Source organism: Brevundimonas sp. Root1279 (assembly GCF_001425945.1).
Taxonomy (GTDB): Bacteria; Pseudomonadota; Alphaproteobacteria; order Caulobacterales; family Caulobacteraceae; genus Brevundimonas.
Map to the genome: position 1 here is coordinate 172,244 of NZ_LMEB01000004.1, position 13,333 is coordinate 185,576.

The 13,333-nt window shown below is 67.6% G+C and carries 17 protein-coding genes and 1 tRNA gene; 15 read left to right on the forward strand and 3 right to left on the reverse strand.

The genetic code is table 11. The features are described 5' to 3' along the window. The first annotated feature begins 108 nt into the window (after positions 1–108). From ASC65_RS03545 to ASC65_RS03575, 7 genes are all read left to right on the forward strand, one after another. Complete coding sequence (locus ASC65_RS03545) at positions 109–699, forward strand: riboflavin synthase (protein WP_056449602.1); 591 nt, start codon at positions 109–111, stop codon at positions 697–699. Continuing rightward, the gene (gene ribB, locus ASC65_RS03550; RefSeq protein WP_056449604.1) at positions 696–1,832 is read left to right on the forward strand and encodes a 3,4-dihydroxy-2-butanone-4-phosphate synthase; all 1,137 of its coding nucleotides are present in this window, start codon (positions 696–698) and stop codon (positions 1,830–1,832) included. The genes ASC65_RS03545 and ribB overlap by 4 nt, the downstream gene beginning before the upstream one ends. Beyond that, positions 1,826–2,290, forward strand: a complete 465-nt coding sequence (ribH, locus tag ASC65_RS03555) for a 6,7-dimethyl-8-ribityllumazine synthase (protein WP_442854118.1) — start codon at positions 1,826–1,828, stop codon at positions 2,288–2,290. The genes ribB and ribH overlap by 7 nt, the downstream gene beginning before the upstream one ends. Then, positions 2,287–2,814 carry a transcription antitermination factor NusB gene (gene nusB, locus ASC65_RS03560; RefSeq protein WP_056449608.1) on the forward strand — a complete coding sequence of 176 codons (528 nt, stop codon included), beginning with the start codon at positions 2,287–2,289 and terminating at the stop codon, positions 2,812–2,814. The genes ribH and nusB overlap by 4 nt, the downstream gene beginning before the upstream one ends. Further along, a complete protein-coding gene (gene thiL, locus ASC65_RS03565) occupies positions 2,814–3,803 on the forward strand; it encodes a thiamine-phosphate kinase (RefSeq protein WP_056449610.1) in 990 nt (329 codons plus the stop codon). Before nusB ends, thiL begins: the two co-directional genes overlap by 1 nt. Before the next feature lie 37 nt (positions 3,804–3,840). Beyond that, positions 3,841–4,275 carry a hypothetical protein gene (locus tag ASC65_RS03570; protein ID WP_056449611.1) on the forward strand — a complete coding sequence of 145 codons (435 nt, stop codon included), beginning with the start codon at positions 3,841–3,843 and terminating at the stop codon, positions 4,273–4,275. A 177-nt stretch (positions 4,276–4,452) separates the two neighbouring features. Next, positions 4,453–6,603: a sodium-translocating pyrophosphatase gene (locus ASC65_RS03575; RefSeq protein WP_056449613.1), complete on the forward strand. Its 2,151-nt coding sequence runs from the start codon at positions 4,453–4,455 to the stop codon at positions 6,601–6,603. A 152-nt stretch (positions 6,604–6,755) separates the two neighbouring features. Here the strand turns inward: ASC65_RS03575 and ASC65_RS03580 are convergent, their stop codons facing one another. Continuing rightward, the gene (locus ASC65_RS03580; protein WP_056449615.1) at positions 6,756–7,235 is read right to left on the reverse strand and encodes an outer membrane protein assembly factor BamE; all 480 of its coding nucleotides are present in this window, start codon (positions 7,233–7,235) and stop codon (positions 6,756–6,758) included. 88 nt (positions 7,236–7,323) lie between these two features. On the opposite strand from ASC65_RS03580, the gene ASC65_RS03585 reads away from it, so the two are divergent. The 8 genes from ASC65_RS03585 (at position 7,324) to ASC65_RS03620 (ending at position 12,746) form a co-directional block, all read left to right on the forward strand. Further along, the gene (locus ASC65_RS03585) at positions 7,324–7,863 is read left to right on the forward strand and encodes a ubiquinol-cytochrome C chaperone family protein (protein WP_056450419.1); all 540 of its coding nucleotides are present in this window, start codon (positions 7,324–7,326) and stop codon (positions 7,861–7,863) included. Beyond that, positions 7,860–8,372, forward strand: a complete 513-nt coding sequence (locus ASC65_RS03590) for a YceD family protein (protein ID WP_056449617.1) — start codon at positions 7,860–7,862, stop codon at positions 8,370–8,372. The genes ASC65_RS03585 and ASC65_RS03590 overlap by 4 nt, the downstream gene beginning before the upstream one ends. 91 nt (positions 8,373–8,463) lie before the next feature. Further along, entirely contained in the window at positions 8,464–9,540 is a 1,077-nt protein-coding gene (plsX, locus tag ASC65_RS03595) for a phosphate acyltransferase PlsX (RefSeq protein ID WP_156459540.1), read from the forward strand. Then, positions 9,537–10,514 carry a beta-ketoacyl-ACP synthase III gene (locus ASC65_RS03600; RefSeq protein WP_056449619.1) on the forward strand — a complete coding sequence of 326 codons (978 nt, stop codon included), beginning with the start codon at positions 9,537–9,539 and terminating at the stop codon, positions 10,512–10,514. Before plsX ends, ASC65_RS03600 begins: the two co-directional genes overlap by 4 nt. 174 nt (positions 10,515–10,688) lie before the next feature. Further along, entirely contained in the window at positions 10,689–10,997 is a 309-nt protein-coding gene (locus ASC65_RS03605; RefSeq protein ID WP_156459541.1) for an integration host factor subunit alpha, read from the forward strand. Positions 10,998–11,002: 5 nt separating this feature from the next. Further along, a complete protein-coding gene (locus tag ASC65_RS03610; RefSeq protein WP_056449623.1) occupies positions 11,003–11,428 on the forward strand; it encodes a MerR family transcriptional regulator in 426 nt (141 codons plus the stop codon). A gap of 56 nt (positions 11,429–11,484) precedes the next feature. Continuing rightward, a tRNA-Pro gene (locus ASC65_RS03615) sits at positions 11,485–11,561 on the forward strand. Positions 11,562–11,747: 186 nt separating this feature from the next. Further along, positions 11,748–12,746: a 2-hydroxyacid dehydrogenase gene (locus ASC65_RS03620; RefSeq protein WP_056449625.1), complete on the forward strand. Its 999-nt coding sequence runs from the start codon at positions 11,748–11,750 to the stop codon at positions 12,744–12,746. On the opposite strand, the gene ASC65_RS03625 is transcribed toward ASC65_RS03620, so the two are convergent. Continuing rightward, entirely contained in the window at positions 12,743–12,946 is a 204-nt protein-coding gene (locus ASC65_RS03625) for a DUF2842 domain-containing protein (RefSeq protein ID WP_056449627.1), read from the reverse strand. The two genes, ASC65_RS03620 and ASC65_RS03625, sit on opposite strands and share 4 nt — an antisense overlap. Then, positions 12,946–13,197, reverse strand: coding sequence for a hypothetical protein (locus tag ASC65_RS03630; protein WP_056450423.1), 252 nt, complete (start codon positions 13,195–13,197; stop codon positions 12,946–12,948). The genes ASC65_RS03625 and ASC65_RS03630 overlap by 1 nt, the downstream gene beginning before the upstream one ends. Positions 13,198–13,333: the final 136 nt, after the last annotated feature.

The following is a 13,333-nucleotide window of genomic DNA, read 5'->3' on the forward strand; positions in this document are numbered from 1 at the left end:
TCAGACGATTCAGACTATTCAGACTCTGTTTTTTCGACGCCGCACCGACCGGTTTCAGACGATTCAGACGATTCAGACTCCGTTTTTCCGCCTAAGGACCGCCGCCTGATGTTCACCGGCATCGTCACCGACATCGGCCGCGTCCGGAAGGTCGAGCAGACCGCGCGCGACCGCCGCTATGAGGTCGAGACCGCCTGGGACGTCTCGAGCATCGACCTCGGCGCCTCGATCAGTCACGCGGGTTGCTGCCTGACGGTCACCGAGAAGGGGCCCGGTTGGTTCGCTGTCGAGGTCTCGGGCGAGACCCTGTCCAAGACCAACCTGGGCGACTGGACCGAGGGCCATCGCGTCAATCTGGAACGCGCCGCCAAGCTGGGCGACGAACTCGGCGGCCACATCGTCTCGGGCCATGTCGACGGCCTGGGCCGCGTCGTGGCCATTGAGCCCGAGGGAGGCTCGCACCGGGTTCACATCGAGGTCCCGCCGCCGCTGCACCGCTTCATCGCCCCCAAGGGCTCGATCACGGTCGACGGCGTATCCCTGACGGTCAACGCCGTCGAGGGCCAGCGTTTCGAGGTCAACATCATCCCCCACACCTGGGAAGCGACCACGCTCGGGTCGCTGAATCCGGGCGATGCGGTAAATCTCGAGATCGACATGCTGGCGCGATACCTCGCGCGGTGGCAGGAGACCGCATGATGCAATTGGCGGCCAACATGAACGACAGCCCGATCAGTCCGATCGAGGACATCCTCGAGGACGCCCGCAACGGCAAGCCCTACATCCTCGTCGACGCCGAGGATCGCGAGAACGAGGGCGACGTCATCATCCCGGCGCAGTTCGCCACGCCGGACCAGATCAACTTCATGGCCCGGCACGCCCGCGGCCTGATCTGCCTGGCCATGACCGCCGACCGCGCCAAGCAGCTGCGCCTGCCGCCGATGGCCGCCGACAACCGCGAAAGCATGGGCACGGCCTTCACCGTCTCGATCGAGGCCAAGGAAGGCGTCACCACGGGGATCAGCGCCGCCGACCGCGCGCGCACCGTCCAGGTCGCCTCTGATCCGACCAAGGGCGCCGACGACATCGTTTCGCCCGGCCACATCTTCCCGTTGGTCGCCCGCGACGGCGGCGTTCTGGTCCGCACCGGCCACACCGAGGCGGCCGTCGACATCAGCCGCATGGCCGGCCTGACGCCGGCGGGCGTGATCTGCGAGATCATGAACGACGACGGCACCATGGCGCGCATGCCTGACCTGGTCGCCTTCGCCCAGCTGCATGGCCTCAAGATCGGCACCATCGCCGACCTGATCGCCTATCGCCGCCGCACCGAGCGCTTCGTCGAGCGGGTCATGGACACGCCGTTCGAGAGCGTCCATGGCGGCCCGTTCCGGCTGATGCTGTACCGCAACGCCATCGAGGGGCACGAGCACGTCGCCTTGGTTCACGGCAAGATCGAGCCGGGCAAGCCGACGCTCGTGCGCATGCACCAGGTAGACTTCGCCGCTGACCTTCTGGGCCACGTCGAGTCGCGCCAGAACTACATCCCCAGCGCTCTGAAGAGCATCACCCAGCACGACGGCGCCGGCGTCGTCGTCTTCCTGCGCGACCCCGATCTGCAGGGCCTGGCCGAGCGCCTGGCCGCGGTCGAGAAGCCCAAGGCCGTCGACCGCTCGATCCGCAACTACGGCGTCGGCGCCCAGATCCTGCTGGACCTCGGCGTCCGCGACATGATCGTCATGAGCTCGACGCGCCCCAACCCCACCGCCATTGAGGGCTACGGCCTGCGGATTGTCGGCTGGCGCGACATGGACGGAGAAGACCAATCGTGAACGACCCCATCCGCGTTCTCATCGTCGAGGCGCGCTTCTACGACGACCTCGCCGACGCCCTGCTGGAAGGGGCGAAGGACGCCCTACGCGCGCAAGACGTCGACTTCGACGTGGTCTCGGTGCCGGGCGCCCTGGAGATCCCGACCGCCATCGCCCTGGCCGAAGAGGCTGGTCGCTTCCCGACCGCGCCGCGCTACGACGGCTATGTCGCCCTGGGCTGCGTCATCCGCGGCGAGACCTATCATTTCGAGATCGTTTCGGATCAGTCGGCCGCCGGCATCCGCAATCTCGGCCTCAAGGGCGTGGCCATCGGCAACGGCATCCTGACGACCGAAGACGAGGACCAGGCCTGGGCCCGCGCGCGTCTCAGCGAGGGCGATAAGGGCGGCGGCGCGGCCCGCGCATGTCTGGACCTGATTGCCTTGCGCAAGCGCCTGCGCGTAGGACTGGCCTCGTGACCGAACCCGCCAGCCTCAAATCCGTCCTCGAACAACTCGCCGAAGCCGAAAAGGCCCGCGCCGAGCCGAGTCTCACCAGCCGCCAGCGTCGCGCCCGAACCGTCGCGCGCCTCGCCGCCGTCCAGGCCCTCTACCAGATGGAGCTGGCCGGGGAGGGCGTCGACACGGTGATCACCGAGTTCTCGAACCATCGCTTCGACGCCGACATCGAAGGCCAGCCCCTGGCCGAGGCCGACGAGGCCTATTTCGCCGAGATCGTGCGCGGCGTGGTCGGTGCGCAGCGTGAGATCGACGCGGACGTGAAGGCGCGTCTGGCCTCGAACTGGCGCATGGAGCGGCTCGACTCGACCCTGCGCGCCCTGCTGCGCGCCGGCGCCTGGGAACTGCGCCATCGCCCGGACGTGCCCAAGGAGATCGTCATCGACGAGTACGTCGAGCTGGCCAAGGCCTTCTTCGACGACGCCGAGGCCAAGTTCGTCAACGCCGCCCTGGACGGAGTCGCCCGGGACGTCCGCGCCTCCTGATGCCCTCGCTGGACGTCGCCGGCGAGTTCGAGACCATCGACCGCCTCTTCGCGCCGCTCGCCCATCCCGAATGGGGCCGTGGCCTGAAGGACGACGTCGCCGTGGTCCCCAGCCGTCCGGGCTTCGACCTGGTGGTGACCAAGGACGCCATCGTCGAGGGCGTTCACTTCCTGCCCGAGGACCCGCTCGACACCGTGGCCCGCAAGCTGCTGCGGGTGAACCTGTCCGACCTGGCGGCCAAGGGCGCCGAGCCGTTCGGCTACGTCCTGGCCTGCCACTGGTCCGAGCGCTGCGGCTGGCCCGAGCGCGAACTGTTCGTGCAAGGCCTCGCGGAAGACCAGAAGACGTTCGGCGTCGCCCTGCTGGGCGGTGACACCGTCGTCACGCCCGGACCGGCCAGCTTCTCCCTGACCCTCATGGGCTGGACGCCCAAGGGCCGCACCGTGCCGCGGGCCGGGGCCCGGCCGGGTGATCTGGTCTTCGTCACCGGCAATATCGGCGACGGCTGGCTGGGGCTGCAGGCGGTGCAGGGCAAGCTGTCGCTGGACGCCGAGCGGATCGGGGCCTTGGCCGACCACTACCGCACCCCCATGCCGCGGCTCGACTTCGGCGGTCCGGTCCGCGACTTCGCCACCGCCTCGATCGACGTCTCCGACGGCCTGATCGCCGATCTCGGCCACCTCGCCGAGGCGGGCAGGGTGCGTATCGAGGTCGACCTGGAGGTCTGCCCGCGCTCGGCCGCGGCCCAGGCCTGGTTCGAAGGCCGGGTCGACGAACTGGCGGCCATCGAGAAGCTGGTCACCGGCGGCGACGACTATGAGATCGCCTTTACCGCCCGGCCGGGTGACGAGGAGACCCTGCGTCGCGAGGCCGACCGACGGCACCTCCGCCTGACCCGGATCGGCCGTGTTCTGGCCGGCAAGGGCGTGGCCGCCCTCTTTGGCGGTCAGCCGGTCCAGATCGAGCGTTCGGGCTTCACCCACGGCTGACAACGAAATCTCAAGGCGAAGCGGGCACGGTGGCCGAATGCGCCGTCGTGACCTCATCGCCGCCTCCGCCGTCCTGCCCGCCGCCGCGGCGGCCGGACCCGCGCTGGCGAGTAGCAAGAGCGGCGGCGGATCCACCGCCGCGCCCGCCTTCAACATGTCCGGGGTCGGCCTGCCGGTGATCAGCGGCGGAAGGGTGCGCAACTACGTCTTCGTCTCGCTACGCCTGCATCTGGGCGGGCACGCCACGCCCGAATCGATGCGCCTCAAGGACGCCTTCCTGCGCGACGCCCTGGTCCGCGCCGCGCACCGCTCGCCCTTCACCGTCGCCGACGACTGGACCCGGCTCGACGCCGCCGCCCTGTCCGCAAGCCTCTTGCGCTCGGCGGCTGCGATCGCCGGCCGCGGCTCGGTCACGCGGGTCGAGGTCGTCAGCCAGGCGCCGCGGCGCCGCACTGGCGTCCGGACCGGCTGACCAGCGTTCACTAACCCTGTTGCCTAGGCCCAATTCATAGGGCACCGTTCTGCCGCAATTCCCCAGCGACGCAGTCAGCGTCAGCCGCGCACGGGGGGACCGGAAGGCGGATAGAGGCGAAAACGCCCGCCGCGCCAAGGGGCCGGGCGCCTTCAAAACACAGGGTATGGAAACGCCATGAGTAACACTTTGTGGCTGGTCATCGCCGCAGGTGCGCTGGGGGTCCTCTACGGACTGATCCAGACCGCCGCGCTGATGAAGGCCTCTACCGGTAACGACAAGATGCGTGAGATCGCCGCCGCGATCCAGGAAGGGGCATCGGCTTATCTGCGGCGGCAATACACCACCATCGCGATGGTCGGGGTCGTGATCCTGATCGCCGCCTATTTCCTGATCGGCGAATACGCCGCCATCGGCTTCGTCATCGGCGCCGTCCTGTCGGGCCTGGCGGGCTTCGCGGGCATGCTGATCTCGGTCCGCGCCAACGTCCGGACCGCCCAGGCTGCGTCCGAGAGCCTGTCGAAGGGCCTGGACCTCGCCTTCCGCTCGGGCGCCATCACCGGCATGTTCGTGGCCGGCGGCGCCCTGCTGGGCGTGGCGGGCTACTATGCGGTGCTGACCGAGGGTCTCGGCCTCAACCCGACCAGCCGCGAGGTCATCGACGGTCTGGTCGCCCTGGGCTTCGGCGCCTCGCTGATCTCCATCTTCGCCCGTCTGGGCGGCGGCATCTTCACCAAGGGCGCCGACGTGGGCGGCGACATGGTGGGCAAGGTCGAGGCCGGCATACCGGAGGATGATCCCCGCAACGCCGCGACCATCGCCGACAACGTGGGCGACAACGTCGGCGACTGCGCCGGCATGGCCGCCGACCTGTTCGAGACCTATGCGGTGACCACGGTCGCCACCATGGTGCTGGCGGCGATCTTCTTCCGCGACCAACCCTATGTCGGGGCGATGATGCTTCTGCCGCTGGCCATCTGCGCGGTCTGCGTCGTGACCTCGATCATCGGTTCGTTCTTCGTCCGCCTCGGCAAGTCGCAGAACATCATGGGGGCCCTGTATCAGGGCCTGATCGTCACCGGCCTGCTCTCGATCGGCGCGGTGTGGTGGGTCATCACCAATGTCGCTCCCGCCGAGGTCGCCATCCCCGGCATCGCGGCGCCGGTGCCGGCCATGAACCTGTTCTGGTCCGGCCTCGTCGGCCTGGCCGTGACCGCGGCCATCGTGGTGATCACCGAATACTACACCGGCTCGAACTTCCGTCCGGTGCGCTCGGTGGCCAACGCGTCGGTCTCGGGCCACGGCACCAATGTCATCCAGGGTCTGGCCGTCTCGCTTGAGTCGACCGCCCTTCCGGCGCTGACCATCATCGTCGGCATCATCGTCAGCTTCCAGCTGGCGGGCCTGTTCGGCATCGCCATCGCCACCACCACCATGCTGGGCGTAGCGGGCATGATCGTCGCCCTGGACGCCTTCGGCCCGGTCACCGACAACGCCGGCGGCATCGCCGAGATGGCCGGTCTTCCCTCGGAAGTCCGTCACTCGACCGACGCCCTGGACGCGGTCGGCAACACCACCAAGGCCGTCACCAAGGGCTACGCCATCGGGTCGGCCGGCCTCGGCGCCCTGGTGCTGTTCGCGGCCTACACCTCTGATCTGCAGTACTTCTCGGCCAACCCGGCCAGCTATCCGTTCTTCGCCGACATGGGCCCGGTCACCTTCGACCTGACCAACCCCTATGTCGTCGTCGGCCTGCTGTTCGGCGGCCTGCTGCCCTTCCTGTTCGGCGGCATGTCGATGATGGCCGTCGGCCGCGCCGCCGAATCGGTCGTGGCCGAGGTGCGTCGCCAGTTCCGTGAGAACCCCGGCATCATGACCTATCAGGTCAAGCCGGAGTACGGCCGGGCGGTCGACATCCTGACCAAGGCGGCGATCCGCGAGATGATCGTGCCGTCGCTGCTTCCGGTGCTGTCGCCGATCGTGCTGTTCGTCGCCATCATGGCGCTCTCCGGCAAGGCTGACGCCTTCGCCGCTCTGGGCGCCATGCTGATGGGCGTCATCGTCACGGGCCTGTTTGTGGCCATTTCGATGACCTCGGGCGGCGGCGCCTGGGACAACGCCAAGAAGGTCATCGAAGAGGGCTTCACCGACAAGAACGGCGTCGTCCACGGCAAGGGCTCCGAGGCCCACAAGGCCGCAGTGACCGGCGATACGGTCGGAGATCCCTACAAGGACACCTCCGGCCCGGCGGTGAACCCGATGATCAAGATCACCAACATCGTCGCCCTGCTTCTGCTGGCGGTGCTGGCGAGCGGCAACATCGGCTGATCCCGTTGTCTGGCTAAGCTTGGGGGCGGCGCTGGAAACGGCGCCGCCCCTTTTTTGTTGGCGAGGGTCCGCCGGCGGACGGGGCCCTTCACCACGAAAAACGCCCCGGAGCCTGAGCCCCGGGGCGTAGATCGTTCGTCCTGCGGCCAGACCTAGTCCGGGCGGCGTTGGCCCGGCTGGTCTTCATCGGTCCGGGGCAGCTGGCCGCGGCCGACGTTGCCGAGCAGCTGCTCGAGGATGGTCAGCTGACGGCCGCGGGTCGGGGTCTCGCGGTTGTTCATCGCGATCTGCTGCCCGTCGTCGAGGCCCAGGGTGCGGACTTCGGCCACCTGGCCGGCGTCGGTGAAGGTGATCTCGGTCACCGTCCGCTGGGTGACGTGCGGGCGGCTGTAGGTGAATTTCTCGGTTATCTGGCTGATGTAGTACCAGACGTTGTCGCCCTCGAAGGTCGAGGTCGTCGACGGCGTGCCCAGCTTGGTGAGCACGGTCTGCTTGGTGTCCGTGCCGGCGACGATGTCCGCCGGCTTGTTGTCGATCGCCTGGAAGCCGTTCTGGCCCACGGTCGGGGCGCAGGCGGATGCCAGTGCGGCGGCCGACAGAGCGGCGGCAATCAGAAGCTTGGTGCGGAGCATGTAGGACGCCCGTGAGAGAACAAGGTCTTTGACCTAACCGGACCCGAGCCTTAGTTCAATCGCGCGGCGGAAAAGGGGCCGCATGATCATGCTTGAAAAACTCTTCCGTACCCGCCCCCGCGAGCGCCTAGGCGAGCCCCTGTATGACCTGGCGGTCCGTCAGGCGCGCGATCCGCGTTTTTACACCGACCTGGGCGTCGCCGACCGGATCGATGCGCGGTTCGAGCTGTACACCCTGCACGTCCAGCTTCTGGTCATGCGTCTGCGTGACGAGACCGTCGCGGGCGGAGAGCGCGGCGCCGAGGCGGGACAGGCCCTTTTCGACACCTATGTCTCGGCCCTCGACCACACCCTGCGCGAACTGGGCGTCGGCGACATCTCGGTCGGCAAGAAGATGCGCAAGCTGGGCGAGTCCCTCTATGGCCGCATGACCGCCTACGAGGCCCCGCTGCGCGAGGGAGATCCCGCCGTCCTGGCCGTCGCCCTGGCGAAGAACGTCTTCGAGAGCGATGATGACGCCTACGGCGAGGCCTTGGCCGCCTACGCCCTCGACAGCCGGCGCCGCCTGGCCGCCCAGGACTTCGCCGCCGTCACAACTGCCCCTGACTGGGCGGAGATCACCCGATGAGCCTGCCGCCTCCGCCCTATAGCGAACCTGTTCGTCTGCATCAGATCGGCGCAGGCCTGAAGCGCACGCTCCAGCCTGACGCCGCCGCCATGGCTCGAATCGCCAAGGCCCTGGACCTGGCGTCACTGGACTCGTTCACCGCCGACGTCGATCTGGCGCCGTCCCCCGGCGGCTGGCGTCTGTCGGGCCGGGTGCACGCCACCGGAGCCCAAACCTGCGGAATCACCCTCGAGCCGCTTCCGTTCGACATCGATGCGAGCTTCGCCGTGCCGCTCGCCGAGACGGTGGAGGAAGAACCGGACGAGATCGTCATCACCCTCGATGACGAATCGCCGGACATGATCGAGGGCGGGCAGGTTGATCTCGGCCACTATGCGGTCGAGCAACTGGCCCTGAAGCTGGATCCGTTCCCGCGCAAGCCGGGCGCCGAGTTCGTCCAGCCGGCCGAACCCACCGAAATCTCGCCCTTCGCCGTGCTCAAGCAACTTCGGCCGAACGACGAAGGTTGACGCAACGGACGCGCGGTTGCATCCCCCCGGTGCGACGCTATCGTCGCCCCTGACGAGCGCCCGGCAGACGGCGCGACGGAGTCGAAACGGCTTGTCATCCCCAGTTGTGATTTCGCTCGACGCCATGGGCGGGGACGTTGGTCCGCCGGTCGTGGTGGGCGGGGTGCGTGACTACCTCAAGCGCCACGGCGGCGCGGGAGTGCGCTTCCAGTTGCATGGGGACGAGACGGCGATCCGCGCCGAGATGGCCAAGTGCGGCTTGACCGAAGATGTCTGCATTGTACGCCATACCGACAAGGTCGTGGCCATGACGGAGAAGCCCGCCCAGGCCATGCGCCGAGGCAAGGGCTCCAGCCTCTGGAACGCCATCGAGGCGGTCAAGCACGGCGAGGCCGGCGCGGTCGTCTCGGCCGGCAACACCGGCGCCCTGATGGCCATCTCCAAACTGATCCTGCGCATGTCGGCCCACGGACTGGAGCGCCCGGCGATCGTGGCCAGCTGGCCGACCTTCCGCGGCGTGACCGCCGTCCTAGACGTCGGCGCCAATGTCGAGAGCGACGCCGAACAGCTGGTGGAGTTCGCCATTATGGGCGAGGCCTTCCACGCGGCGGTCCACGGCGTGGCGCGCCCGACGATCGGGCTGCTGAACGTCGGCTCCGAGGACATGAAGGGCCACGAAGAGGTCCGCGAGGCGGCCCGCCTGCTGCGCGAAGGCGGCTTCGGGCTGGACTACAAGGGCTTCGTCGAGGGAGACGACATCGCCAAAGGCACGGTCGACGTGGTCGTGACGGATGGTTTCACCGGCAACATCGCCCTGAAGACCGCCGAGGGCGTGGCCAAATTCATCGGCGCCCTGACCAAGGAAGCCCTGACCTCCAGCCTGATGGCCAAGGCCGGCGCCGCACTGGCCTATCCCGCGCTGAAGAGGATGAGCGCCAAGGTCGATCCCAACGCCATCAACGGCGGTCCGCTGCTGGGCCTGAACGGCATCGTGGTGAAGAGCCACGGCGGCGCTACCGCCGCCGGATTCGGCGCCGCCATCCGCATAGCTGTTGATTTGGCGCGCAGTGACTATCTGTCCAAGGTGAGCAACAGCCTGAGCCGACTGACCGTCGTGCTCGAAGAAAAGCCGGTCGCCGAAGGCGCGGGCACGGAGACTCCCCAGTGAGCGTCATTCGCAGCGCCGTGACCGGCGTCGGCTCCTATCTGCCGGAACAGGTCGTCACCAACGCCGACCTGGCCGAGATCGTCGAGACCTCCGACGAATGGATCCAGGAACGCACCGGCATCAAGCAGCGCCACAAGGCCCGCGACGACCAGCCGACCAGCGATCTCGCCGTCGAGGCCAGCAAGCGCGCCCTGATCGACGCCGGCAAGTCCGCCGCTGACGTCGACATGATCATCGTCGCCACCACCACCCCTGACATGACCTTCCCGTCGGTCGCGTCGATCGTGCAGCGCAAGCTGGGCGTGCCGACCTGCATCGCCTTCGACGTCCAGGCCGTCTGCTCGGGCTTCGTCTATGCGCTCAGCGTCGCCGACGGCTTCGTCGCCCGCGGCCTGGCCAAATGCGCCCTGGTCATCGGCGCCGAGGAGATGACCCGGCTGATGGACTGGACCGATCGCACGACCTGCGTGCTGTTCGGCGACGGCGCCGGCGCGATCGTGGTCGAACCGCGGGAAGGGAAGGGCACCAAGGAGGACCAGGGCCTGCTCGGCTTCGCCCTGCGCTGCGACGGCTCCAAGACGGACCTGCTGTATGTCGACGGCGGCCCGGCCACGACCGGAACGGTCGGCCATCTGCGCATGGCCGGAAATCAGGTCTTCAAGCATGCCGTGATCAACATCTCCGAGGCCATCACCGCGGCCTGTGCGGCTTCGAACATCGAGATCGCGGATGTCGACTGGTTCGTGCCGCACCAGGCCAACCAGCGCATCATCCGGGGCGTCGGCGACCGTCTGGGTCTGGACGAGCACAAGGTCATTTCGACCGTAGCCACGCACGCCAATACCTCCGCCGCCTCGATCCCGCTGGCGCTGGACGCCGCCATACAGGACGGCCGGATCAAGCGCGGGGACATGGTCCTGCTGGAGGCGATGGGCGGCGGTCTGACCTGGGGCGCCTGCGCGTTTCGCCTCTAGGGCGAGTTCGCCTTCGGAATTCATCCCGGCATGAATCCACCCCCGGATTCACCATGTCGACGGAATTGCGAGGCGATTCCGCTGCATCCGATCCAGTCTTGAGTGTAATTCGGCTTTGCTTTTGAGGGCGCTTGCCGTTTTATGCGTCATCAAATTCTTGTGGGGAGCAAACGAGTGGCCCAGCAGACCCTGACCCGTGCGGACCTTTGTGAGGCCGTTCATGAGGAAGTGGGCCTCTCGCGACAGGAATGCTCCGCCATGGTCGAGCGCACCCTGGAGCTCATCATCGAGTCGCTCGAGCGCGGCGAGACCGTGAAGCTGTCGGGCTTCGGCGTCTTCCAGGTGCGTGAGAAGCGCGCCCGCATGGGTCGCAACCCCAAGACCGGCGAACCGGCGGCGATCCACCCGCGCCGGGTGATCAGCTTCCGCGCGTCGCAGATCATGAAAGGCCGGGTTCACGACGCGGTCGTCGTGGGCGTCTGACGGCTGTGGCCAAGAGCGCCAACGCGTTCCGGACCATTTCGGAAGCCGCCGAGGCGATTGGCGCGCCCCAGCACGTGCTGCGATTCTGGGAGACGAAATTCACCTTCATCACCCCGCTGAAGCGCGCCGGTGGCCGTCGCTTCTACCGGCCGCAGGATGTCGTGCTCCTGAAGGCGGTCAAGCGGCTGCTCCATGACGATGGCCTGACCATCAAGGGCGTCCAGCGGCTGTATCGCGAACAGGGAATCAAGAAGGTCGCCGCCTATGGCGATCCGGACGGCACGGTGACTTTCGAGCCGGAAGCCGTGACCGAAGCCACAGCGACCGCCCATCCGCCGACGCCGGTTTCCGCGGTCCAACTGCGCCAGGTCCTGGCCGAGCTGGAGGGCGCGCGGGCCCGACTGGAAGCCGTTCTGTCGAGAAGCGTCTGAGACTGCGTTTTTAGGGTTTGCGGGGCGGCGAGGCCCCGTCTATACGAGCGGCCTCTCGGAGCGTGGCGCAGCCTGGTAGCGCACTTGACTGGGGGTCAAGGGGTCGCAGGTTCGAATCCTGTCGCTCCGACCATTTGCTCCATCCATGGAGCGGATTGGTCGATCGAGAACAGCTCTTCGGGGCGCAGGAGGGGCACGGTCTTCGGACCTGCCCCTTTCTTGTTTCCAGCGCCGGCGCGTGTCGGGGTTTGGCCCTATAGGAGGCGGAGACAGCTGGCGTAGGGTGCAGCGTCATTTCCCAGCCCGAAAGGCGCCCGCCGTGAAAGTGGCCGTGTTCAGCGCCAAGCGCTACGATCGCGAGATGCTCGGGGCCGCGAACGCCGAGGCCGCCCACGAGTTGGTGTTCTTCGATCACCTCCTCGATTCCTCGACCGTGGCGCTCGCTGCGGGGGCGGGTGCGGTGTGCGGGTTCGTGAACGACCGCATGGATGCGCCGGTGCTCGAGGTCCTGGCGAAGGGCGGTGTCGGTCTCGTCGCCCTGCGCTGCACCGGCTTCAACAACGTCGACCTCAAGGCCGCGGCGCGGCTGGGGATCAAGGTCGTGCGGGTGACAGACTATTCGCCGCATTCGGTCGCCGAGCACGCTGTAGCGCTGATCCTGGCTCTTAATCGCAAAATCCCGCGCGCCTACAACCGGACCCGGGACGGCAATTTCGAGCTGGACGGCCTGATGGGCCGGGACCTCCATGGACAGACCGTGGGTGTCATCGGGACTGGCAAGATCGGCCGCGTCTTCGCGCGCATCATGGCCGGCTTCGGCTGTTCGGTTCTCGGCTCCGATCCATATCCGGATCCGGAATTCGAGGCGCACGGCGGGCGATACGTGCCGGTGGCGGAGTTGGCCGAGCGTTCGGACATCATCTCGTTGCACTGCCCGCTGACGCCGGGGACCCATCACCTGGTCAACGCCGCGTCGCTGGCGCGGGGCAAGCGCGGGGCGGTGTTGATCAACACCAGCCGCGGCGGCCTGGTCGACACCGAGGCGGTGATAGAGGGGCTGAAGTCGGGACAGATCGGCGGACTGGGCCTCGACGTCTACGAGCAGGAATCGGACCTGTTCTTCCAGGACCTGTCAGGCACGATCATCGCCGACGACCTGATCCAGCGTCTCGTGTCCTTCCCGAACGTCATCGTCACAGGCCACCAGGCCTTCTTCACCCAGGAAGCGATCGGGACCATCTGCGAGACGACGATCGGGAGCATTACAGCCTATGCCGAGGGCCGGCCGCTGGAACACGAGATCCAGGCGGCAGCCTAATCCTTGCCGCCGCTCTCCGCCCATTTGAACAACGGGTACAGTGGGACGCCCCAGCCGATCCCGGCGACGGCGAAGACCAGCAGGTCGATCAGTTGGCCGGGCGGCAGCAGCCCGCGCAGGGCGATCGCACCCCAGATCCAGGCGACCAGGAAAACCAGGACGCCGATCATGGCGATGAAGCGTCGGGTGCGCGGACCCATCAGCGCTTGCTCCGGAACAGGAAGAAGCCGCCAAGGGCGAGGATCGAGGCGACCATCGACCACAGCACCCAGTTCCACTGGTCCATCGTTGCGACGGCGAACACCCGTACGGCCAGGAACCAGCCGGCGATGGCGGCGACGCCCGACACCAGCGAGGTGGCGAACAGCCCGCGACGGCCGGTGACGGCGTCGGCCAGCCAGGCCAGGAAGAAGGCGCCCAGAACGGCGATGACGATGTCCGCGTATTGCAAGCGGGCTTCTCCAGAGTGTGGCGACACGACGCCGAAAAGCGACTCGATCTCGCCGTCGTGGGCGGGCATACCGCTCAGTCAGGCGTCGGAACAGCGGCGCTGGCAAGTAGTGTAACGGGCGATACGGCGAGCGTCG